The organism is Streptomyces sp. NPDC002463 (assembly GCF_042889835.1).
In the GTDB taxonomy this organism is placed as follows: Bacteria; Actinomycetota; Actinomycetes; order Streptomycetales; family Streptomycetaceae; genus Streptomyces; species Streptomyces nymphaeiformis.
In genome coordinates this window covers 257,426-278,174 of sequence record NZ_JBIARL010000003.1, presented here as the reverse complement: position 1 = coordinate 278,174, position 20,749 = coordinate 257,426, and the positions used below count along the sequence as shown (strand labels likewise).

At 72.8% G+C, this 20,749-nt stretch carries 22 protein-coding genes; 16 read left to right on the top strand and 6 right to left on the bottom strand.

Annotated features, from left to right (window positions below):
- Positions 1-7 precede the first annotated feature (7 nt).
- Genes ACFYX3_RS09150 through ACFYX3_RS09135 form a run of 4 tightly spaced genes read left to right on the top strand, consistent with a single transcriptional unit; the run spans position 8 to position 3,741 of the window.
- Positions 8-1,174, top strand: coding sequence for an acyl-CoA dehydrogenase family protein (locus ACFYX3_RS09150; RefSeq protein WP_389010083.1), 1,167 nt, complete (start codon positions 8-10; stop codon positions 1,172-1,174).
- Positions 1,171-1,959, top strand: coding sequence for an SDR family oxidoreductase (locus ACFYX3_RS09145; RefSeq protein WP_389010080.1), 789 nt, complete (start codon positions 1,171-1,173; stop codon positions 1,957-1,959). The genes ACFYX3_RS09150 and ACFYX3_RS09145 overlap by 4 nt, the downstream gene beginning before the upstream one ends.
- On the top strand, positions 1,956-2,549 hold the full coding sequence (locus ACFYX3_RS09140) for a TetR/AcrR family transcriptional regulator (RefSeq protein WP_389010077.1): 594 nt from the start codon (positions 1,956-1,958) through the stop codon (positions 2,547-2,549). The genes ACFYX3_RS09145 and ACFYX3_RS09140 overlap by 4 nt, the downstream gene beginning before the upstream one ends.
- Positions 2,550-2,583: 34 nt before the next feature.
- The gene (locus ACFYX3_RS09135) at positions 2,584-3,741 is read left to right on the top strand and encodes an acetyl-CoA C-acetyltransferase (protein ID WP_382653112.1); all 1,158 of its coding nucleotides are present in this window, start codon (positions 2,584-2,586) and stop codon (positions 3,739-3,741) included.
- 134 nt (positions 3,742-3,875) lie between these two features.
- Here ACFYX3_RS09135 and ACFYX3_RS09130 read toward each other — a convergent pair whose 3' ends face one another.
- The 5 genes from ACFYX3_RS09130 to ACFYX3_RS09110 all read right to left on the bottom strand — a co-directional run bounded on the left by ACFYX3_RS09130 (position 3,876) and on the right by ACFYX3_RS09110 (position 7,981).
- Complete coding sequence (locus ACFYX3_RS09130) at positions 3,876-4,421, bottom strand: VOC family protein (protein WP_389010073.1); 546 nt, start codon at positions 4,419-4,421, stop codon at positions 3,876-3,878.
- Between the two features lie 98 nt (positions 4,422-4,519).
- Entirely contained in the window at positions 4,520-5,584 is a 1,065-nt protein-coding gene (locus tag ACFYX3_RS09125; protein ID WP_389010070.1) for an NAD(P)H-dependent flavin oxidoreductase, read from the bottom strand.
- Positions 5,581-6,348 carry a CoA-transferase subunit beta gene (locus tag ACFYX3_RS09120; RefSeq protein WP_389010067.1) on the bottom strand — a complete coding sequence of 256 codons (768 nt, stop codon included), beginning with the start codon at positions 6,346-6,348 and terminating at the stop codon, positions 5,581-5,583. The genes ACFYX3_RS09125 and ACFYX3_RS09120 overlap by 4 nt, the downstream gene beginning before the upstream one ends.
- Complete coding sequence (locus ACFYX3_RS09115) at positions 6,345-7,193, bottom strand: CoA transferase subunit A (protein ID WP_382654263.1); 849 nt, start codon at positions 7,191-7,193, stop codon at positions 6,345-6,347. Before ACFYX3_RS09115 ends, ACFYX3_RS09120 begins: the two co-directional genes overlap by 4 nt.
- A 14-nt stretch (positions 7,194-7,207) precedes the next feature.
- Positions 7,208-7,981 (bottom strand): enoyl-CoA hydratase family protein, encoded by a 774-nt coding sequence (locus ACFYX3_RS09110; protein WP_389010064.1) that lies wholly within the window; start codon positions 7,979-7,981, stop codon positions 7,208-7,210.
- 78 nt (positions 7,982-8,059) lie between these two features.
- On the opposite strand from ACFYX3_RS09110, the gene ACFYX3_RS09105 reads away from it, so the two are divergent.
- The 9 genes from ACFYX3_RS09105 (at position 8,060) to ACFYX3_RS09065 (ending at position 16,235) form a co-directional block, all read left to right on the top strand.
- On the top strand, positions 8,060-8,836 hold the full coding sequence (locus tag ACFYX3_RS09105; protein WP_389010061.1) for an SDR family oxidoreductase: 777 nt from the start codon (positions 8,060-8,062) through the stop codon (positions 8,834-8,836).
- 34 nt (positions 8,837-8,870) lie between these two features.
- The gene (locus ACFYX3_RS09100) at positions 8,871-9,782 is read left to right on the top strand and encodes an SDR family oxidoreductase (RefSeq protein WP_389010058.1); all 912 of its coding nucleotides are present in this window, start codon (positions 8,871-8,873) and stop codon (positions 9,780-9,782) included.
- 289 nt (positions 9,783-10,071) lie between these two features.
- The gene (locus tag ACFYX3_RS09095; protein ID WP_389010055.1) at positions 10,072-10,854 is read left to right on the top strand and encodes a 2-keto-4-pentenoate hydratase; all 783 of its coding nucleotides are present in this window, start codon (positions 10,072-10,074) and stop codon (positions 10,852-10,854) included.
- A 7-nt stretch (positions 10,855-10,861) separates the two neighbouring features.
- Positions 10,862-11,812 (top strand): acetaldehyde dehydrogenase (acetylating), encoded by a 951-nt coding sequence (locus tag ACFYX3_RS09090; protein WP_389010052.1) that lies wholly within the window; start codon positions 10,862-10,864, stop codon positions 11,810-11,812.
- A gap of 12 nt (positions 11,813-11,824) precedes the next feature.
- Positions 11,825-12,847, top strand: a complete 1,023-nt coding sequence (gene dmpG, locus ACFYX3_RS09085; RefSeq protein WP_389010049.1) for a 4-hydroxy-2-oxovalerate aldolase — start codon at positions 11,825-11,827, stop codon at positions 12,845-12,847.
- Between the two features lie 25 nt (positions 12,848-12,872).
- Complete coding sequence (locus ACFYX3_RS09080) at positions 12,873-14,027, top strand: Rieske 2Fe-2S domain-containing protein (RefSeq protein WP_389010046.1); 1,155 nt, start codon at positions 12,873-12,875, stop codon at positions 14,025-14,027.
- 1 nt (position 14,028) lies between these two features.
- The gene (locus ACFYX3_RS09075; protein ID WP_389010043.1) at positions 14,029-14,406 is read left to right on the top strand and encodes a hypothetical protein; all 378 of its coding nucleotides are present in this window, start codon (positions 14,029-14,031) and stop codon (positions 14,404-14,406) included.
- Positions 14,399-15,445, top strand: coding sequence for a 2Fe-2S iron-sulfur cluster-binding protein (locus ACFYX3_RS09070; RefSeq protein WP_389010040.1), 1,047 nt, complete (start codon positions 14,399-14,401; stop codon positions 15,443-15,445). Before ACFYX3_RS09075 ends, ACFYX3_RS09070 begins: the two co-directional genes overlap by 8 nt.
- Positions 15,446-15,458: 13 nt before the next feature.
- Positions 15,459-16,235, top strand: a complete 777-nt coding sequence (locus tag ACFYX3_RS09065; protein ID WP_389010037.1) for an SDR family oxidoreductase — start codon at positions 15,459-15,461, stop codon at positions 16,233-16,235.
- A 67-nt stretch (positions 16,236-16,302) separates the two neighbouring features.
- On the opposite strand, the gene ACFYX3_RS09060 is transcribed toward ACFYX3_RS09065, so the two are convergent.
- Positions 16,303-17,178: an IclR family transcriptional regulator gene (locus tag ACFYX3_RS09060; protein WP_389010034.1), complete on the bottom strand. Its 876-nt coding sequence runs from the start codon at positions 17,176-17,178 to the stop codon at positions 16,303-16,305.
- A gap of 182 nt (positions 17,179-17,360) precedes the next feature.
- Between ACFYX3_RS09060 and hsaA (ACFYX3_RS09055) the strand changes: the two genes are divergently transcribed.
- The 3 genes from hsaA (ACFYX3_RS09055) to hsaD all read left to right on the top strand — a co-directional run bounded on the left by hsaA (ACFYX3_RS09055) (position 17,361) and on the right by hsaD (position 20,724).
- Positions 17,361-18,530 carry a 3-hydroxy-9,10-secoandrosta-1,3,5(10)-triene-9,17-dione monooxygenase oxygenase subunit gene (hsaA, locus tag ACFYX3_RS09055; RefSeq protein ID WP_389010031.1) on the top strand — a complete coding sequence of 390 codons (1,170 nt, stop codon included), beginning with the start codon at positions 17,361-17,363 and terminating at the stop codon, positions 18,528-18,530.
- A 142-nt stretch (positions 18,531-18,672) separates the two neighbouring features.
- Positions 18,673-19,839, top strand: a complete 1,167-nt coding sequence (gene hsaA / locus ACFYX3_RS09050; RefSeq protein WP_389010028.1) for a 3-hydroxy-9,10-secoandrosta-1,3,5(10)-triene-9,17-dione monooxygenase oxygenase subunit — start codon at positions 18,673-18,675, stop codon at positions 19,837-19,839.
- Positions 19,840-19,851: 12 nt separating this feature from the next.
- Positions 19,852-20,724: a 4,5:9,10-diseco-3-hydroxy-5,9,17-trioxoandrosta-1(10),2-diene-4-oate hydrolase gene (gene hsaD, locus ACFYX3_RS09045; RefSeq protein WP_389010025.1), complete on the top strand. Its 873-nt coding sequence runs from the start codon at positions 19,852-19,854 to the stop codon at positions 20,722-20,724.
- Positions 20,725-20,749 lie beyond the last annotated feature (25 nt).

The window sequence follows — 20,749 nt, the reverse complement described above, 5'->3', positions numbered from 1 at the left end:
TACGGCCATGAGCAACGTCGAGGAGTTCCGCAGAGAGGTCCGCGGCTGGCTGAGCGCCAACCTCACGGGCGAGTTCGCCGCCCTGCGCGGGCGCGGCGGCCCCGGACGGGAACACGAGGCACACGCCGAACGCCTCGCCTGGGAGCGGCACATGGCCGCCGCGGGCTGGACCTGCGTCGGCTGGCCCAAGGAGTACGGCGGCCGGGGCGCGAGCCTCGAACAGCAGGTCGCCTTCCACGAGGAGTACGCGCTCGCCGACGCACCCGCCCGCGTCAGCCACATCGGCGAACAGCTCCTGGGACCCACCCTCATCGCCTTCGGCACCCCCGAACAGCGCGAGCGCTTCCTCCCCGGGATCGTCAGCGTCGAGGAGCAGTGGTGCCAGGGCTACTCGGAGCCGGACGCCGGCTCGGACCTGGCCAACGTCCGCACCCGCGCCGAACGGGACGGCGAGGAGTGGGTGGTCACCGGACAGAAGGTGTGGACCTCACTCGCGCACGAGGCCGACTGGTGCTTCGTCGTCGCCCGCACCGAACCCGGATCCACCCGCCACCACGGCCTGTCGTACCTGCTCGTCCCCCTGGACCAGCCCGGGGTCGAGATCAGGCCCATCGTCCAGCTCACCGGGACGTCCGAGTTCAACGAGGTCTTCTTCGACGGGGCCCGCACCCACGCCTCCCACGTGGTCGGCGCCCCCGGCGACGGCTGGCGGGTCGCCATGGCAACGCTCGGCTTCGAGCGCGGCGTGTCCACCCTCGGCCAGCAGGTCGGCTTCCGCCGCGAGCTGGAAGCCGTCATCGACCTGGCCAAGCGCAACGGCGCCGCCGCCGACCCGCTGATCCGCGACCGCATCGCCCGAGCCTGGATCGGCCTGGAGACCATACGGTTCAACGCCCTGCGCATGCTCGACGGCGTCGCCGCCGGAGCCCCCGGACCCGAGGCCTCCATCGGGAAGATCTTCTGGGCCACCTGGCACCGCGAGCTCGGCGAACTCGCCATGGACGTCTGCGGAGCCGCGGGGATGCTGGCCGACGGCGAACCGTACGACCTCACCGACTGGCAGCGGCTCTACCTCTTCTCCCGCTCCGACACCATCTACGCCGGCTCCAACGAGATCCAGCGGAACATCATCGCCGAGCGCGTCCTCGGCCTGCCCAAGGAGGTCCGCCCATGACCGGCACCCCACCCCCCTACGTGCCGGGCCACGGTCTGCTCGCCGGCCGCGGCGCCGTCGTCACCGCCGCAGCGGGCGCCGGCATCGGCGGCGCGACCGCCCGGCGGCTCCTGGAGGAAGGCGCGCGGGTCGTCGTCTCCGACGCCCACGCCCGCAGGCTGAAGGAGACCGAGGCCGAGCTGGCCGCGGAGTTCGGCGCCGACCGCGTCGCCGCCCTGCCCTGCGACGTCACCGACGAGACCCAGGTCGCGGCCCTGTTCGACCTCGCCGTGGAACACCACGGAGGCCTCGACATCGTCGTCAACAACGCGGGCCTCGGCGGCACCGCCGACCTCGTCGACATGACCGACGAACAGTGGGACAAGGTCCTCGACGTCACCCTGAGCGGCACCTTCCGCTGCACCCGCGCCGCACTGCGCCGCATGAAGGCCGCCGGCGCCGGGGGCGTCGTCGTCAACAACGCCTCCGTGATCGGCTGGCGCGCCCAGAAGGGACAGGCCCACTACGCGGCCGCCAAGGCCGGCGTCATGGCGCTCACCCGCTGCGCCGCCCTGGAGGCCGCCGACTACGGGGTGCGGGTCAACGCCGTCTCCCCGAGCCTGGCCATGCACCCGCACCTCGTGAAGGTCACCACCCCCGAACTCCTGGAGGAACTGACCTCCCGCGAGGCCTTCGGACGCTACGCCGAGCCGTGGGAGGTGGCCAACGTGATCGTCTTCCTGGCCAGCGGCTACTCCTCGTACCTGACGGGCGAGGTCCTCTCCGTCAGCAGCCAGCACCCGTGAGACCGGCGCCCCGGCGGCGCCGCGAGATCCTGGACACGGCGGCCGAGGTCTTCGCCGCCCAGGGGTACGACGCCACCACCGTCCGCCGCATCGCCGACGCGGCCGGCCTGCTCGCGGGCAGCCTCTACTACCACTTCGACTCCAAGGAGTCGATGCTCGACGAGATCCTCCGCGCCTTCCTCGACGAGCTGTGGGCCCGGTACGGCGCCGTGCTCGCCGCGCGGCTCGGCCCCCGGGAGACCCTGGAGGCCCTCGTCACCGAATCGTTCCGGGAGATCGACCGGCACCGCGCCGCCGTCGCCATCTACCAGAAGGAGTCCAGGCACCTGCGTGAGCAGCCGCGCTTCGGCTACCTCGCGGGCTCCCAGCGGAGGTTCGAGGAGGCCTGGCTCAGGACCCTGGAGCGCGGCGTCGCCGCCGGGGCCTTCCGCACCGACCTCGACGTCCGGCTCACCTACCGCTTCGTGCGCGACACCGTCTGGGTCGCCGCGTCCTGGTACCGGCCGGGCGGACAGCACAGCCCGGAGGAGATCGCCCGCCAGTACCTGTCGATGGTGCTCGAAGGCATCGCCCCGGCCACCCGTATATGACATGACATCGTGGACAGAGAAAGAAGGAGCGGTCATGGCCGAGGCCTACATCGTCGAAGCGGTACGCACCCCGGTCGGCCGGCGGAACGGCGGACTGTCCGCCGTCCACCCGGCCGACCTCGGAGCCCATGTGCTCAAGGCCCTGATGGAGCGCTCGGGCGCCGACCCGGCCGCCGTCGAGGACGTCGTCTTCGGCTGCCTGGACACCGTCGGCCCGCAGGCCGGAGACATAGCCCGCACCTGCTGGCTGGCCGCCGGCCTGCCCGAGGAGGTGCCCGGCACGACCGTGGACCGGCAGTGCGGCTCCTCCCAGCAGGCCCTGCACTTCGCCGCGCAGGGCGTCCTGTCCGGCACCCAGGACCTGGTCGTCGCGGGCGGCGTGCAGAACATGTCGATGATCCCCATCGCCTTCGCCAGCCGCCAGGCCGCCGACCCGCTCGGGCTCACCGAGGGCCCGTACATCGGCTCCGAGGGCTGGCGCGCCCGCTACGGCGACCAGCCGGTCAACCAGTTCCACGGCGCCGAGCTCATCGCCGCCAAGTGGGACATCTCCCGCCGGGACATGGAGGAGTTCGCCCTCCGCTCGCACCAGCGGGCCGCCCGCGCCATCGACGAGGGCCGCTTCGACCGCGAGATCGTCGCGTACGGGGACGTCACCACCGACGAGGGGCCGCGCCGCGACACCACCCTGGAGAAGATGGCCGGCCTGAACCCGCTCGTCGAGGGCGGCCGGCTGACCGCCGCGGTCTCCTCGCAGGTCTCCGACGGGGCCTCGGCGATGCTGATCGCCTCGGAACGCGCCGTACGGGAACACGGTCTGACGCCCCGCGCCCGGGTCCACCACCTGTCCGTGCGCGGGGAGGACCCGATCCGCATGCTGTCGGCGCCGATCCCGGCGACGGCGTACGCGCTGAAGAAGGCCGGGATGACACTCGACGACATCGACCTCGTCGAGATCAACGAGGCCTTCGCCTCGGTCGTCCTCGCCTGGCTGAAGGAGACCGGCGCCGACCCGGAGAAGGTCAACGTCAACGGCGGTGCCATCGCCCTAGGCCACCCGCTCGGCGCGACCGGCACCAAGCTGATGACCACCCTCCTCCACGAACTGGAGCGCACCGGAGGCCGCTACGGCCTCCAGACCATGTGCGAGGGCGGCGGTCAGGCGAACGTGACGATCATCGAGCGTCTGTGACGGACACCGGCCCCCGACCGTCCGGCCGGAGGCCGGCGCAGGCTTCCGAAGCCCGAGAGGCCCCTGGGCCGAGCGGTGCGAGGGGGCCGTTCGGGGGGGCATGTGCGAGGGCGGCGGTCAGGCGAACGTGACGATCATCGAGCGTCTGTGACGCCGCGCGCGAAGATCTCGCGCCACACGGCGTGATCGGTGCGGGGGCCTCCCGGGGTCTCCGCACCGTAGACCGCGATCTCGGCGTCGATGTCCAGCGGACGCGTCGGCGAGGTCATCGCCGAGAGCTCCCCGGCGACGGCCGCGTCCGGGACCAGCCAGCACACCTCGAACTCGATGCCGTCCGGGTCCCGGCCGTAGAGGGCCTTGGTCGAGGCGTGGTTGCTCGCCCCCGTCAGGGCCCCGGCCTCGGCGAGGCGGGTCCGCATCCGGCCCAGCTCGGCCAGGGTGTCCACCTCCCACGCCAGGTGGTACAGGCCGACCTTCCCGGTGCGCTGCGCCGAGCCCGGCCCGGGCGACTGGAACAGGCCGAGGTCGTGGTCGTTGGCGGAGCCCGCCGCCTGGAGGAACACCGCCCCGGGGAAGGCCTGCGGCAGCGGGCGGAACTCGAGCACGTCGCGGTAGAAGGCGAGGCTGCGCTCCAGGTCGGAGACGAAGAGGACGGCGTGGTTCAGCCGTTGGATCGGCATGGTGGTTCCGTTCGGAGTGGGTGCGGAGGAGGTGCGGTCGAGACACAGGTCCGCCGGGGCGAAGGTACCCCGGCGGACCTGTGCGTTCGTGGGCCCGGTCAGTCCGTGGACGGCAGGGCGCGCAGCGTCGCCCGCGCTTCTGCCATGAGGCGGTCGACCAGCTCGGCGCAGGACGGCAGGTCGTCGATCAGCCCCGCGACCTGCCCGGAGGCCATCACGCCGAGATCCGTACGGCCCTCGACCATGGAAGCCTTGAGCAGCATCGGGGTGTTGGCGGCCAGCAGGATCTGGCTCCACGTGAGGTCCTTGCCGTGCTTCATCGCCAGGCCGTCCCGGACCATCTGCGGCCAGCTCATGCCGGACTCGCACCGGAAGGCAGCGGCGTGCCGGACCGCCCGAAGCAGCGAGGCGGCCCGGCCCGAGCGTTCGAGCGCGTCGACCAGCTCCGTGCGCAGCATCCGGTGCGGCAGCCCGTCCACCTTCGTGGTGACGGTGACGTCCGTGACCGCCGCGGCCAGGTAGCGGGCCTTCACCGCGTCGGGGACCGTGCTGTCGGAGGTGAGCAGGAAGCGCGTGCCCATGGCGATGCCGGCCGCGCCGTAGGAGAGCGCCGCGACCAGGCCACGCCCGTCGTGGAAGCCGCCGGCCGCGACGACCGGGATGTCCACGGCGTCCACGACCTGCGGGAGCAGGACGGTGGTGGCGACGCTGCCGGTGTGGCCACCGCCCTCCCCGCCCTGCACGATCACCGCGTCGGCGCCCCAGGCCGCGACCTTCTCGGCGTGCCGCCTGGCCCCGATGGAGGGGATGACGACGACCCCGGCGTCCTTGAGCCGGGCGATCAGCTCACGGGACGGCGCGAGCGCGAACGAGGCGACCTTCACGCCCTCGTCGATGATGATCCCCACGCGCTCGCCCGCGTCCCCGGCGTCCGCCCGCAGGTTCACGCCGAAGGGTGCGTCCGTGCGGGACTTCACCTCGCGGACGGCGGAGCGCAGCTGGTCGACGCTCATCGTCGCCGAGGCCAGGATCCCGAGCGCGCCGGCGTTCGCGGTGGCCGAGACCAGGCGGGGACCGGCCACCCACCCCATGCCGGTCTGCACGACGGGGTGCCGCACCCCGACGAGTTCGGTGAGCGGCGTGGCGATCGTGGCGTCGCTCATGAGGGGACCTCCCGGTCGCGCAGCCCCTTCGGGTCGATCTCGTCGCGGATCAGCCGCAGCTCCCCGGCGGTCGGCTCGCGGGTGTACGGCACCTCGTCGGGGACGGTCAGCGCGAAGCCGGTCGCCGCAACGACCTCCTCGACCGTGACGCCGGGGTGCAGCGAGCGCAGCCGCATCGTGCGGTCCGGGGTCTCGAAGTCGAAGACGCCCAGGTCGCTGATGACGTCCGGGAGGCGGTGGTAGCGGCTCGCGGAGGGGCCGGCCTCGGCCGCCCGGTCGTAGCCGACGCCGCAGACCACGTCGACCCGCTCGACGAAGACCCGCGTCGAGTGCTTGGGGACCCAGTAACTGGTCGGGTTGTTCAGGGTGTTTACGGGAGCGCCGCGCACGCCGAGGAGCTGGCGCTTCGGCCGCGCCCAGTCGCCGATGCAGCTGATGTTCTGGTTGCCGTACCGGTCGAGCTGGCTCGCGCCCATCATCACGTGACGGCGCCCGGTGGCGACCATGGCCAGGTGCTGGCGGTACGGCAGCCAGCCCTCCACCACCCGGGGCGCGGCGCCGACCGCCGGCACGTCGGCGATGAGCAGCGCCTCCCCGTCGGTCAGCAGCAGGTCGGGGGAGAAGGTGAGCTTCGCGAGGCGGGCGCCGATCATCGGGACGGTGCCCATCGGGCTGGCCAGGACTTCGCCCGCGTCCCGCCAGGCCTCGGCACAGGCGACGACGCAGTACTCGGCCCTCGTCGCGTTCGTCAGGGTGTCGCTCATGCTTCCTCCTCGTGGAACGCCGCGACCGCGGCCTGGTAGGCGTCCTCGTCGCCGGACAGGAACCGCGCGGTGAACTCCCGCCAGGCCTCCGGGTCCCGGGCCGCCTTGACGTAGGCGCGCTGGAAGGCCTCGTCGCGGTCGTAGTCGGGCGCGCAGGAGGTGAAGTGCGCGCCGTTCGGGGTCTCGACGACACCGTCGACGAACGCGCGCTTGAGCAGCAGCGACTGCGGCCCCGCGTCCTTGAGCAGCTCCGGGGTCTCGACGATCCGCTCGCAGGAGACGTACGCGGCGTCCGCGGCCTCGCAGAACAGGTCGTCGAAGTACGGGTCGGGGCCGAGGTACTGGCCGTTGCCGTGCGCGTCGGCCCGGTTGAGGTGGACCAGCGCGGCGTCCAGGTGCAGCGCGGGGACGGCGACGAGCTCCTCGCGGTCGTCGTACGGGGAGGTGACGGTCCGCAGCGAGGGGTTGACGGTCATCACGTCCGAGGCGAGCCCGGCCCGGATGGGCATGAAGGGCAGCCGGTGCACGGCGGCGGTCAGGCCCCACATCACCATGGCCTCGTCCAGCTCCACCAGCTCGAAGTCGCCGCGCTGCCGGGCCGCGCCGAAGTGCGGCTCCAGGGGGACGGAGTCGAGCGTGGCGAAGGCCGCGACCAGCTTGCGGATCTTCCCGGCCGCGGCCAGGAGGCCCACGTCGGGGCCGCCGTACGAGACGACGGTCAGATCGGTGATGTCGGAGCGCAGCAGCGCCCGTATCAGGGCCATCGGCTTGCGCCGCGAGCCCCAGCCGCCGATGCCGATCGTCATCCCGCTCCGGAGCCGGCCCACGACCTCCTCGGCGGTCATCGTCTTGTCCCTGCTCACGACTGCTGCTCCTTGTCTGCCTTGATGGCGTTCTCCTTGCCGAAGGCGTCGCGCACCCGGTCGGCGACGCCGCTGAGATTGGCCTCGAAGGTGAAGCCCTGCTCGAAGCGGTAGCTGCGGTGGACGTCCACCGGATCGATGCCGTTGATCGCGGCCTTGGCCAGCCGGATCAGCCGGCCGTCCTTGGCTGCGATCTCCCGCGCGAGTTCGAGCGCCGCGTCGAGCAGCTCCTCGCGCGGGACGACCCGCCAGACCGAGCCGTGCCGGTGCAGCTCCTCGGCGGTGACCGTGCGCGAGGTGTAGTACAGGGCCCGCATCAACTGCTGCGGGACGAGCCGGGACAGGTGCGTGGCCGCGCCGAGCGCGCCCCGGTCCAGCTCGGGCAGGCCGAAGGTCGCGTCCTCGGAGGCGACGATCGCGTCGGCGTTGCCGACCAGGCCGATGCCGCCGCCGAGGCAGAAACCCTGCACGGCGGCGACCACCGGCACCTCGCAGTCGTAGACGGCGGCGAAGGCCTCGTAGCAGCCGTGGTTGGCGCCCAGGAGGGCGTCGTGCCCGGCCGTGCGCTGGATCTCCTTGATGTCGACGCCGGCGTTGAAGCCGCGGCCCTCCGCGGTGAGCACGACGCAGCGCACCTCGGGATCGGCTCCGGCGGCGCGCACCGCGGCGGCGAGGTCGTACCAGCCCTGTACGGGGAGGGCGTTGACCGGGGGGAAGTCGACGGTGACGACGGCGATGCCCTTGTCCGGGGCGGAGGTGGAGACACCCATGAGCAGATCAGCTACCTTTCCACCAAACGTTTGTTAGGTGGAAGATAGCAGCGGTTCGCGCGCTGCGGGAGGTGTCCCTTGCCAGTCACCATCGATCTGTCGGGTTCCGTCGCCGTCGTCACCGGCGGCACACGGGGCGTCGGCGCCGGGATGGCCCGCGCTCTGCTCGAAGCGGGAGCGGAGGTCGTGACCTGCGCGCGAAGGCCCCCGGACAAGCCCGTCGAGGCGGCGGGGCGCACGGCCCGCTTCCTCCCCGTGGACCTTCGCGACCCGGCCGCCGTCACGGAGTTCTTCGACCGGGTACGGGCCGACCACGGGCGCCTCGACGTCCTGGTCAACAACGCCGGAGGAACGCCCTTCCGGATGCTCGACGAGGGAGGAGCCGCACGGCAGGCCCGGGTCGTCGAGCTGAACCTCGTCGCGCCGCTGACCGCCTCCCTCGCCGCGTACGAGGTGATGCGGCATCAGCCCGGGGGAGGCTCCATCGTCATGATCGGCAGCGTCAGCGGCACCCGCCCCTCACCGGGCAGCGCCGCCTACGGCGCCGCCAAGGCGGGCCTGGACAACCTCGCCCGGTCCATGGCGGTCGAATGGGCGCCGCTGGTACGGGTCAACACGCTCGTCCCCGGCATGGTGCGCACCGAACTGTCCCGGCTGCACTACGGGGACGAGGACGGCGTCGCCTCCGTCGGCCGCACCGTGCCCCTGGGCCGGCTCGCCGAGCCCTCCGACATCGGCGACGCCTGCGTCTTCCTCGCCTCCGACCGGGCCGCGTACATCACCGGCGCCAGCCTCCTCGTGCACGGCGGCGGGGAACGGCCGGCGTTCCTGGACGCGGCGAGCGTCAACCACTGAACCGGCTCGACCCACTCACCGAAAGGGATTCACCATGACAGGACTGTGCAACGGACGGGTCGTCATCGTCACCGGGGCCGGCCGCGGTCTCGGCCGCGCGCACGCGCTCGCCTTCGCCGCCGAGGGCGCCAAGGTCGTCGTCAACGACCTCGGCGTCGGGCTCGACGGCACGGGGGGCGGCACGGGGCCCGCGCAGCAGGTCGTCGACGAGATCAGGGCGGCGGGAGGGGAGGCGGTCGCCCACGGCGGTGACATCGCCACCGCCGACGGCGCCGCCTCGCTGATCGCCACGGCCGTGGACACGTTCGGCAGCCTCGACACCCTCGTCAACAACGCGGGCTTCCTGCGCGACCGCATGCTCGTCAACCTCGACGAGGACGACTGGGACGCCGTCATGCGCGTCCACCTCAAGGGCCACTTCCTGCCGCTCAAGCACGCCGCCGCGCACTGGCGGGCCGAGGCCAGGGCCGGGCGGCAGCCCGTCGCGCGGGTGGTCAACACCAGCTCCGGCGCGGGGCTGCTCGGCAGCGTGGGCCAGGGCAACTACTCGGCGGCCAAGGCCGGGATCGTCGGTCTGACGCTCGTCGCCGCCGCCGAGATGGGCCGGTACGGGGTCCAGGTCAACGCGATCGCGCCCGCGGCCCGGACCCGGATGACGGAGCAGACGTTCGCGGACACGATGGCCGCGCCCGGCGGCGCCGCCTTCGACGCGATGGCCCCCGAGAACGTCTCCCCCCTCGTCGTCTGGCTCGGCTCCGCGGCCTCGGCCGGGGTCACCGGCCGCGTCTTCGAGGCGGAGGCCGGGCGGATCACGGTCATGGAGGGCTGGCGGCCGGGCCCGACGGCCGACAAGGGGGCGCGCTGGACGCCGACGGAGGCGGGCGAGACGACCCTGAAGCTCCTGGCGTCCGCGGAGCCGCCACACCCGGCGTACGGCACCCGCTGACGCCCCCACGCGGGCCCGCATCCGGCGGGGCGACGCCCAGGCCCGGGGCTTCGCCTCTCCCTGTGTGGGCCCGCGCCCGCCGGGGCGGTGCCTGCCCGGGGCTTCGCCCCGCCCCGTACGGGCCCGCGCCGGGCTGGACGACTGCCCACAACGGGGCGGGGCGCGGCCCGCAACAGGCGGTGGGGCCCGTGGGGGTTTCCCGCTCACCGGGAACGGGCGCTCCCCGCCGCCGACCGCCCCGGCCTAGCCTCCCCGCACAGCCCCAACCGCCCCGCAGGAGGGACCCGCCATGCTCACGGACCGCCAGAGACTCGAGGCGGCCGAGCTGCTCCGCTCCGCCGAAGACCACGTCACCCCGATCGCCCCGCTCGTCGACGCGTTCCCCGGCATCGGTACCGAGGACGCGTACGAGATCCAGCTCGTCAACATCCGCCACCGCCTCGCGGCCGGCGCGGAGGTGCGCGGTCACAAGGTCGGCCTGTCGTCCCCGGTCATGCAGCGGATGATGGGCGTCGACGAACCGGACTACGGACATCTGCTCGGAGACATGGAGCTCCGGCAGGAGGTCCCCGTCACCGCCGCCCGCTACTGCGCCCCCCGCGTCGAGGTCGAGGTCGGTTTCGTCCTCGGCGACGACCTGCCGGGCGAGACCTGCACCCCGGCTGACGTCCTGGCCGCCACCGAACGCGTCGTGCCCGCCCTGGAGCTGATCGACAGCAGGATCCGGGACTGGCGGATCACCATCGCCGACACCATCGCGGACAACGCCTCCTCCGCCGGTTATGTGATCGGCGAGGGGCGGGACCCCCGTGAGCTGGACCTCACGGCCATCGAGGCGCGGCTGACCGCCGGCGGCGAGCTTCTCGCCGAGGGTCGCGGCGACGCCGTGCTCGGTGACCCGACCCGCTCCGTCGCCTGGCTCGCCCGTACCGTCGCCCGCTTCGGCGTGTCCCTGAAGAAGGGGCACGTCGTGCTGCCCGGTTCGTGCACCCGGGCCGTCGACGTGGCGGCCGGGGCGACCTTCACCGCCGAGTTCACCGGCCTTGGCTCCGTCTCCCTCTCGTTCATCTGAGGTGATCATGACCATCAAGACAAAGGCGACCGCCGCCATCGTCGGTTCCGGCAACATCGGCACCGACCTGCTGTACAAGCTGCTGCGCTCCGAGCACGTCGAGCCCCGCTGGATGATCGGCGTCGATCCCGAGAGCGAGGGCCTCGCCCGCGCCGCCCGCGCCGGCCTGGAAGCCAGCCACGAAGGCGTCGACTGGCTCCTCGCCCAGGACGAGAAGCCCGACATCGTCTTCGAGGCCACCAGCGCCTACGTCCACCGGGCCAACGCCCCGCGCTACGCGGAGCTAGGCATCAAGGCCGTCGACCTGACGCCGGCGGCCGTCGGCCCCGCCGTCGTACCGCCCGCCAACCTCCGCGAGCACCTCGACGAGACCAACGTCAACATGATCACCTGCGGCGGACAGGCCACCATCCCCATGGTGTACGCGGTCTCCCGCGTCGCCCCGGTGCCGTACGCGGAGATCGTCGCCTCGGTCGCCTCCGTCTCCGCAGGCCCCGGAACCCGCGCGAACATCGACGAGTTCACCCGTACCACCTCACGCGGCATCGAGACCATCGGCGGCGCCGCGCGCGGCAAGGCCATCATCATCCTCAACCCGGCCGAGCCGCCCGTCATCATGCGCGACACCGTCTTCTGCGCCATCCCCGAGGACGCAGACCGGGACGCCATCTCGCTCTCCGTCAAGGAGATCGCCGAGCAGGTCGCCTCGTACGTCCCCGGCTACCGGCTGCGCGCCGAACCGCAGTTCGACGACCCTTCCCCAAGCTCTCGGCTTCGCTCGAGCAGGGGATACCCCAATCCCGAGAACGACGGGATGGCCCGCGTCGCGATCTTCCTGGAGGTGGAGGGCGCGGGCGACTACCTGCCGCCCTACGCCGGAAACCTCGACATCATGACCGCCGCCGCCACCAAGGTCGGCGAGGAGTTCGCCAAGGCGATCCTCGCCCCGGGCGCGTAAGGAGCACCTCGCATGGCCTACTCGGACACCCTCGACATCCGCGTCACCGACTCCTCGCTGCGCGACGGCTCGCACGCCAAGCGGCACCAGTTCACCGCCGACGACGTACGGTCCGTCGTCGCCGCCCTCGACGACGCCGGCGTCCCGGTCATCGAGGTGACGCACGGCGACGGGCTCGGCGGGTCCTCGTTCAACTACGGCTTCTCCAAGACCCCCGAGCAGGAGCTGATCAAGGTCGCGGTGGACACCGCGCGGCGGGCGAGGATCGCCTTCCTCATGCTCCCCGGGCTCGGCGTCAAGGACGACATCCGGGCCGCCCACGGCAACGGCGCGAGCATCTGCCGCATCGCCACCCACTGCACCGAGGCCGACATCGCGGACCAGCACTTCGGACTCGCCCGGGAGACGGGCCTGGAGACCGTCGGCTTCCTGATGATGGCCCACTCCACCACCCCCGAGAAGCTGGCCCGGCAGGGCCGCATCATGGCCGACGCGGGCTGCCAGTGCGTGTACGTGGTCGACTCGGCCGGCGCCATGGTCATGGACGACGTCACGGCCCGGGTCGAGGCCCTGGTGTCCGAGCTCGGCGACGACGCCCAGGTCGGCTTCCACGGACACGAGAACCTGGCCCTCGGCACCGGCAACTCCATCGCCGCGATCAGGGCCGGAGCCCTGCAGATCGACGGTTCCACCCGCCGGCTCGGCGCCGGCGCGGGCAACACGGCCGTCGAGGCCCTCGTCGCCGTCTGCGCCAAGATGGGCATCCGCACCGGCATCGACGTCCTGAAGATCATCGACGCGGCCGAGGACGTGGTCCGCCCGGTCATGGACGACGAGTGCCGGCTCGATCGGCTCGCCCTGCTCATGGGCCACGCCGGCGTCTACTCCAGCTTCCTCAAGCACGCCTACCGGCAGGCGGAGCGCTACGGCGTCTCCGGCGCCGAGATCCTCCTGCGCGCGGGCGAGCGCCGCCTGGTCGGCGGCCAGGAGGACCAGCTCATCGACATCGCCGTCGAACTCGCCGCACAGAACTGAACCGACAGAAACCAGGAGGGACGAGATGACTGCTCTCAACGACGAGGTCCGGGTCATCGAGACGGGCAGGCCGCCGGCGCGCTTCGCCCGGGGCTGGCACTGCCTCGGCCTCGCCGACGGCTTCAAGGACGGCAAGCCGCACGAGATCGAGGCCTTCGGCACCAAGCTGGTGGTCTTCCAGGGCGAGGACGACGGACAGCTGCACGTCCTGAACGCCTACTGCCCCCACATGGGCGGCAACCTCGCCCAGGGCACCGTCAAGGGCGACGCCGTCGCCTGCCCCTTCCACGACTGGCGCTGGTCGGGCGACGGCCGCTGCGCCGGCATCCCGTACGCCCGACGCGTCCCGCCCCGCGCCAGGACCCGCGCCTGGATCTCCCTGGAGCGCAACAGGCAGCTCTTCGTGTGGAACGACCCGGAGGGCAACCCGCCGCCCGCCGAGGTGACCGTCCCCGAGATCGCGGGCATCCACGGCCCGGAAGCCGACCAGTGGAGCGACTGGACCTGGAAGACCCTCCGGGTCGAGGGCGCCAACTGCCGCGAGATCGTCGACAACGTCGTGGACATGGCGCACTTCTACTACGTCCACTACGCGTTCCCCGAGTACTTCAAGAACGTCTTCGACGGCCACGTCGCCACGCAGTACATGGAGAGCAGCCCCCGCGGCGACATGGAACTGGGCACCCTCAGCTCCGGCCGCCTGCGCTCCGACGCCTCCTACTTCGGCCCCTCCTACATGATCGACAACCTCTACAGCGACGTCGGCGGCGGCGTGGAGATGGAGATCGTCCTCATCAACTGCCACTACCCGATCGACGGGAACAGCTTCCTGCTCCAGTACGGGGCGATCGTGAAGCGGCTGCCCGGGATGACCGATGAGCAGGCCACGGAGGCGGCGCGGCTCACCGCCGAGGGCGCCACCGTCGGCTTCGAGCAGGACGTGGAGATCTGGCGGAACAAGACCCGGATCGACAACCCCCTGCTCACCGAGGAGGACGGCCCGGTCTACCAGCTGCGCCGCTGGTACGAGCAGTTCTACGTGGACGTCGCCGACGTCAAGGACGAGATGACCCGCCGCTTCGAGTTCGAGATCGACACCCAGCGCGCCAACACGGCCTGGCGCGCCGAGGTCGAGGAGAACCTCGCGCGCCGCGCGGCGGAGACGGAAACCGGAGCCTGAGATGCGAGCGGTGGAGTGCGCGGCCTGCGGCAACCAGGTCCTGTGCGAGAAGTTCAGCGTCGCCCACACCTCCGTGCAGTGGACGGCCGACGCGGCCGTCGCCTGCGCGGAGTTCCGCGACCGGGTGAGCCCGGGCGTGACCACCGCCCGGATGCGGACCTGCCGGTCCCTGCGGGTGAGCATCGCCCGCGCGGTGGAGGACGGGAGCCTGACGGTGAGCACCCTGGAGCCGGAAACCCCGACGGCCGGAGCCCGGGAGTCCGGAACCCCGGGGTCTCACACCCCGGATCCGGTCGTCCCCGGTCCCGGAGACCCGGAGGCCGGCACTCCGCCGTTCGGCGCCCCGGCGCCCGGCACCCCGGAGGCCGTCGATGTCTGAGCCCACGACCGGGGCCCGTACCCACCGGCTGCGGGTCGTCGAGGTCGTCGTCGAGACGGCCGACGCGCACTCCCTGGTGCTCCAGGCGCCGGCGGAGAGCGCCGACCGCTTCGCGTACCGCCCCGGGCAGTTCCTCACCCTGAAGCTGCCCGGTGCGGACGGGCGGCCCGCCGCCCGCTGCTACTCGCTCGCCAGCTCGCCCCACACCGGCGAGCCCTTGAAGATCACCGTCAAACGCGTCGCCGGCGGGTACGGATCCAACTGGGTCTGCGACCGCCTCGCGGCCGGCGACGAGCTGGAGGTGCTGCCCCCGGCCGGCACCTTCACCCCCGACTCCCTCGACGGCGACCTGCTGCTGGTCGCCGGGGGGAGCGGCATCACCCCCGTCCTGTCGATCGCCAAATCGGCCCTGGCCGCCGGCCGGGGCAAGGTGGTGCTGCTGTACGCCAACCGCGACGAGTCCTCGGTCGTCTTCCGCGACGAACTGCGGGCCCTGGCCCAGGACCATCCGCACCGACTGCTCGTGCACCACTGGCTGGAGTCGCTCCAGGGCCTGCCGTCCGTGGACCGGCTGGCCGCCGTCCTCGGGCCGTACGCGGGCCGTGAGGCCTTCGTCTGCGGCCCGCAGCCGCTCATGGACGCCGTCGAGCAGGCCCTGCGGTCGCTCGGCGCGCCGGGCGACCGCATCCACCGGGAGCGGTTCTTCTCCCTCGGCGCGGACGTCTTCGACGCCCCGGCCGTTCCGGTGGACACGGAGGCGGCGGGCGGCGGTACGGCCGAGGTCGAGCTCGACGGCGAGACCCACACCGTGGCCTGGCCGCCGGCGGCGCCCCTGCTCGACGTGCTCCTGGCCGCCGGCGTGGACGCCCCGTACTCCTGCCGGGAGGGCGCCTGCAGCGCCTGCACCTGCCGGGTCGTGGCGGGCGAGGTCAAGATGCTCCGCAACGACGTCCTGGACGACCAGGACATCGCCGGGGGGTACGTCCTGGCCTGCCAGGCCCTCCCGCTCACCGACCGGGTCGAGATCACCTACTCCTGAGGAGGGCACCGCCATGTCCCGTACCTGCCTGGTGACCGGAGCCGCCTCCGGCATCGGCGAGGCCACCGCCGCCCTCCTGCGGCGGCGGGGCCACACCGTCATCGGCGCCGACCTCGCCGGGGGCGACATCCGCGCCGATCTGTCCACGGCCGAGGGCCGGGCCGAACTCGTCGCCCGGGCCCGCGAGCTGACCGGCGGCCGTCTCGACGCCGTCGTCTCCTGTGCGGGCGTCGCGCACTTCGACCCCCTCACGATCAAGGTCAACCACTTCGGCGCCGTGGCCACGCTCGACGGACTGCGTCCGCTGCTCGCGGCGGGCACAGAGCCGCGGGCCGTGGTCGTCGGCTCCGTCGACGCGGTCCACCCGGTCGATTCCGCGATCGTGGACACCGCGCTCGCCGGGGACGAGGAGGGCGCGGTGGCCGCCGCGCGGGCGGCCGTCGACCGGGGCGAGGGGCACCTCGTGTACTCCTCGTCCAAGGCGGCGATCTCCCGCTGGGTCCGCCGCGCCGCCCCCGGCGACGCGTGGGCCGGCGCGGGCGTCCCGCTGAACGCCGTGGCGCCCGGCGTCGTCGTCACACCGCTGACCCGGCCGCTGCTCGACGACCCGGAGATGCGGGGGCTCGTCGAGCAGAGCGTGCCGATGCCGCTGCACGGCCACGCCCGCCCCGAGCAGATCGCCCCGCTCCTCGCATGGCTCGTCTCGCCCGAGAACAGCCTGGTGACCGGGCAGGTCGTCTTCGCCGACGGGGGAGCCGACGCGGTCCTCCGCGGCGACCGCACCTGGTAGCCGAAAGCACGCCGTCCCCGGAGCCCGTACGGACTCCGGGGACGGCGTCGTCACGTCCCTCCAGTGGCTACATCCAGTCGCTGAACCGCAGCCACGCCATCATGTTGTCCATCGAGGGCTGAGGGATCCCCGCCCCGGACCCCTCGGGCCTCGCGCGCTTCTCCGACTGCCGCCCCGGTCCGAACATCGCCTGCCACACCGACCGCGCGCAGCCGCGCACGGCCGGGGCTAGCCGCTCCATCTCGCGGTGGACGCCGTGGCCGCTGACCGAGACCGCGGCGATGGCCCGGCCGGCGCCGCGCAGCGGGGCGGCCACGCAGAACACCCCCCGGTATCCCTCCTCGTGGTCGAAGGCGACGCCGCGCTCCCGCGTCATCGCCAGCTCACGGCGGAAGGACTCGGGGCGGGTGAGGGTGCGCGGGGTACGCGGCCGCAGCCCGTCCCGTATCACCTGCTCGATCGGCCCGCTGTCGCCGAAGGCCAGGATCGCCTTGCCCGAGGCCGTGCAGTACGCCGGCTGCCGGCCGCCCGTGCGCGAGGGCACCACGGAGTCGTCCGAGCCGCCGATCCGCTCCAGATAGACCACCTCGGAGCCGTCGAGCACGGTCAGGTGGACCAGGTGCCCGGTGGACTCGTGCAGCGCGTGCAGATGCGGCAGGGCCGCCCTGCGGAGCCGGTTGTGGTGCGAGGCCATGGCCCCGAGCTCCAGCATGCCCATGCCCAGCCGGTAGTCGCGGCCCTCGCGCTCCAGCCAGCGCAGCTGCACCAGCTGGTCGAGGATGCGGTGCGCGGAGGAGCGCCGGATGCCCGAGCGCTGCACGACCTCGGTGAGGGTGAGCCGGGGGCCCGCGCTCTCGAAGGCGCTCAGCACCTTCGCCGCCTTCTCCAGCAGGGACAGCGGCGGCATCCCGGCCTCGACAGCCTCGACGGCATGGGTCGTCATCGACACCTCCCACACGGACGGCACAGCCGAATGGCCCCTGGCCGAGTCCGTAATCTCCGGTATTGCGTGGAGATTGCCAGAGGATGACAGGCGCTGGGAAGAGGGAGTTCCGTCTCGGAACAGTAACGCGTAGGTTCCCTGTCGTCACGGCACGACGAGACCGGATTCCGAGAGGGGCACCCATGCGCGACGAGGACGTTCTCGCGGCGGTCCGCGCCCTCGCCCCCGCCCTGCGCGAGCGCGCCGCCGAGGCGGAGGCGCTGCGCCGGGTGCCCGACGCCTCCGTCCAGGAGCTGGAGGCCGCAGGCTTCTTCCGGCTGCTCCGTCCCGGGGCGTACGGCGGACTCGCCGCCGACCCCGCCGTCTTCTACGCCGCCGTGCACGAGATCGCCAAGGCGTGCGGATCGACCGGCTGGGCGGCATCCGTCCTCGGCGTCCACCCCTGGTACGTGGCCCAGTTCGACCCACGGGCGCAGGAGGAGGTCTGGGGCGCGGACGGCTCCACCCGGATCTGCTCCTCCCACGCCCCCACGGGCGAGGTCACTCCCGTCGAGGGCGGCTTCAGGCTCTCCGGACGGTGGCGCTTCTCCGCCGGCTGCGACCACGCCCGCTGGGTCCTGCTCGGCGGGCTCGTCACCGACGGCGAGGGCCGGCCGGTGGACATGCGCACGTTCCTGGTCCCCCGGTCCGACTACCGCGTCGACGACGTGTGGGACACGGTCGGCCTGCGCGGCAGCGGCAGCAACGACCTCGTCGTCGAGGGCGCCTTCGTGCCCGCCCACCGGACGCTCGGCTACGGCCCGGTGACCACGCTGCGCTGCCCCGGACAGGAGATCCACCCCGAACCGCTGTACCGGCTGCCGTACGCGGCCGTCTTCACCACCGCCATCTCCACCGCGATGGTCGGCATCGCCGAGGGCGCCCACGAGGACCAGCTCGGCGCGGCCCGCGCACGCCTGCGGAACGACCGGGGCAGGAGGGCCGCCGAGGACCCCTTCGCGCAGGTCCGCATCGCCCGCGCCGCCGGCGAGATCGACGCCGCCCGGCTGCAACTCGCCCGCAACATGGCGGAGCTGTACGCGGTCGCGCGCGCCGGCGCGGAGATCCCGAGGGAGCTGCGCGCCCGCGCCCGCCGCGACCAGGCGCTCGCCACCGAACGCGCCCTCACGGCCGTGGACCTCCTCATGGAGAACGCCGGCCGGGGACCGCTGCACGTGGGCGACGACGTCCTGCAGCGGGCCTGGCGCGACCTCCACACCGGCCGCGGCCAGGCCGCCAACGACATCGAGCGGGCCCTGGTCCTGTACGCCCAGGACGCCCTCGGCATGGACGTCCACGACCCGATGGTCTGACGGGCGTCCCGCCCCCGCTCCGCCCCGCCGGGGCCCTCCCGCACGAGGGTTCCCGCTCAGTGGGAGCAGCGCATTTCGCTGCCGTACGGCACGCCGTACGGTCCTGGCATTCCCCCACCACGACCCGAAAGGGGATGCCCCCATGGCCGATGACGTCCTGGCAGCGATCCGTGACCTGGCCCCCGCCCTGCGCGACCGCGCGGCCGAGGCGGAGGCGCTGCGCCGGGTGCCCGACGCCTCCGTCAAGGAACTGGAGGACACCGGCTTCTTCCAGCTGCTCCAGCCCAAGGCCTTCGGCGGCCGCGCGGCCGACCCGGTGGTCTTCTACTCGGCGGTCAAGGAGATCGCCAAGGCGTGCGGCTCGACCGGCTGGGTCGCCTCCGTGGTCGGCGTCCACCCCTGGCACGTCGCCCTGTTCGACCCCCGCGCCCAGCAGGAGGTGTGGGGGCAGGACCCCAAGACCCGCATCGCCTCCTCGTACGCGCCCACCGGCAAGGCCACCGCCGCCGACGGCGGCTTCCGGCTCTCCGGCCGCTGGCACTTCTCCTCCGGCTGCGACCACGCCCGCTGGGCGCTCCTCGGCTGCCTCGTCACCGACGGCGAGGGCAACCCGGTCGACATGCGCACCTTCCTGATCCCCCGCTCCGACTACCGCGTCGACGACGTGTGGGACACGGTCGGCCTGCGCGGCACCGGCAGCAACGACGTGGTCGTCGAGGACGTCTTCGTCCCCGAGCACCGCGCCCTGAGCTTCGGCCCGGTCACCGCCCTGAAGGTGCCCGGCCACGAGGTCAACCCCGAGCCGCTGTACCGGCTGCCCTACGCCGGGGTATTCACCACCACCATCTCCACTCCGATCGTCGGCATCGCGGAGGGCGCCTTCGAGTCGTACGCCGAGGCCACCCGGCAGCGGTTCCGCGTCTCGTACGGGCAGAAGGTCGCCGAGGACCCCTTCGCGCAGGTCCGCATCGCCCGCGCCGCCGGCGACATCGACGCGAGCTGGCTGCAGCTGACCCGCAACATCGGCGAGATGTACGCCCTCGCCGAGCGCGGCGAGGAGATCCCGATGGAGCTGCGCACGCGCACCCGGCGCGACCAGGTGCTCGCCACCGAGCGCTCCGTCGCGGCGGTCGACCTGCTCATGGAGAACTCCGGCGGCAGCGCCATGCGCACCGGCCCCGGCCTCGTCCAGCGCGCCTGGCGCGACGCCCACACCGGTCGCGGCCACGCCGCCAACGACCCCGAGCGGGCCCTCGTCATGTACGGGCAGAGCGCGCTCGGCATCGACATCCAAGACACCATGGCCTGAGAGGCGCCGACGATGGCAGAGCTCACGTACGAGTCGACCTCCCGCACCGCCAAGGCGGCCGGGCTCACCCTCCACTACCACGAGGCCGCCCCCGCCGACCGGGCCACCGAGGCCCCCGTCGTCATCATGCTCCACGGCGGCGGCCCCGGCGCCTCCGCCTGGAGCAACTTCGGCCGCAACCTCCCGGTCTTCGCCGAGCACTTCCGCACGCTGCTCGTCGACCAGCCCTGCTTCGGCCGCTCGGACAAGCCGGAGCTCGACAAGGACTACTTCAGCTTCAGCGCCGACGCCGTCGCCGCCCTCATGGACGAACTGGGCATCCGGCAGGCGCACTTCATCGGCAACTCCCTCGGCGGCGGCACCTCCGTCCGCATGGCGCTCAACCACCCGGACAAGGTGGGCAAGCTCCTCCTGATGGGCCCCGGCGGAGTCTCCGTCAACCTCTTCGCGCCCGACCCGACCGAGGGCATCAAGCGGCTCTTCGAGTTCAACGCCTCGCCCGAGCCCACCCGGGAGCAGATGCGGGCGTTCCTCGGCGTCATGGCGTACGACCAGTCGATCGTCACCGACGAACTCGTCGAGGAGCGCTGGGCCTCGGCCACCGACCCCGACACCCGGCTCGGCGGCGCCCGGATGGGGGCCTCGTTCGCCGACCCCGCCTGGGCCGAGGACACGATGCTCTGGCGCGAGGCCCACCGGATCACCCACCCGGTGCTCCTCACCTGGGGCCGCGAGGACCGCGTCAACCCCCTCGACGGCGCGCTCGTCGCCCTCAGGACCATCCCCGACGCGCGTCTGCACGTCTTCCCGCACTGCGGCCACTGGGCCCAGACCGAGCGGGCCGACGAGTTCAACCGCCTCGCCGTCGACTTCTTCTCCCACTGAGACCCTCCACAGAAGGGGTGCACAC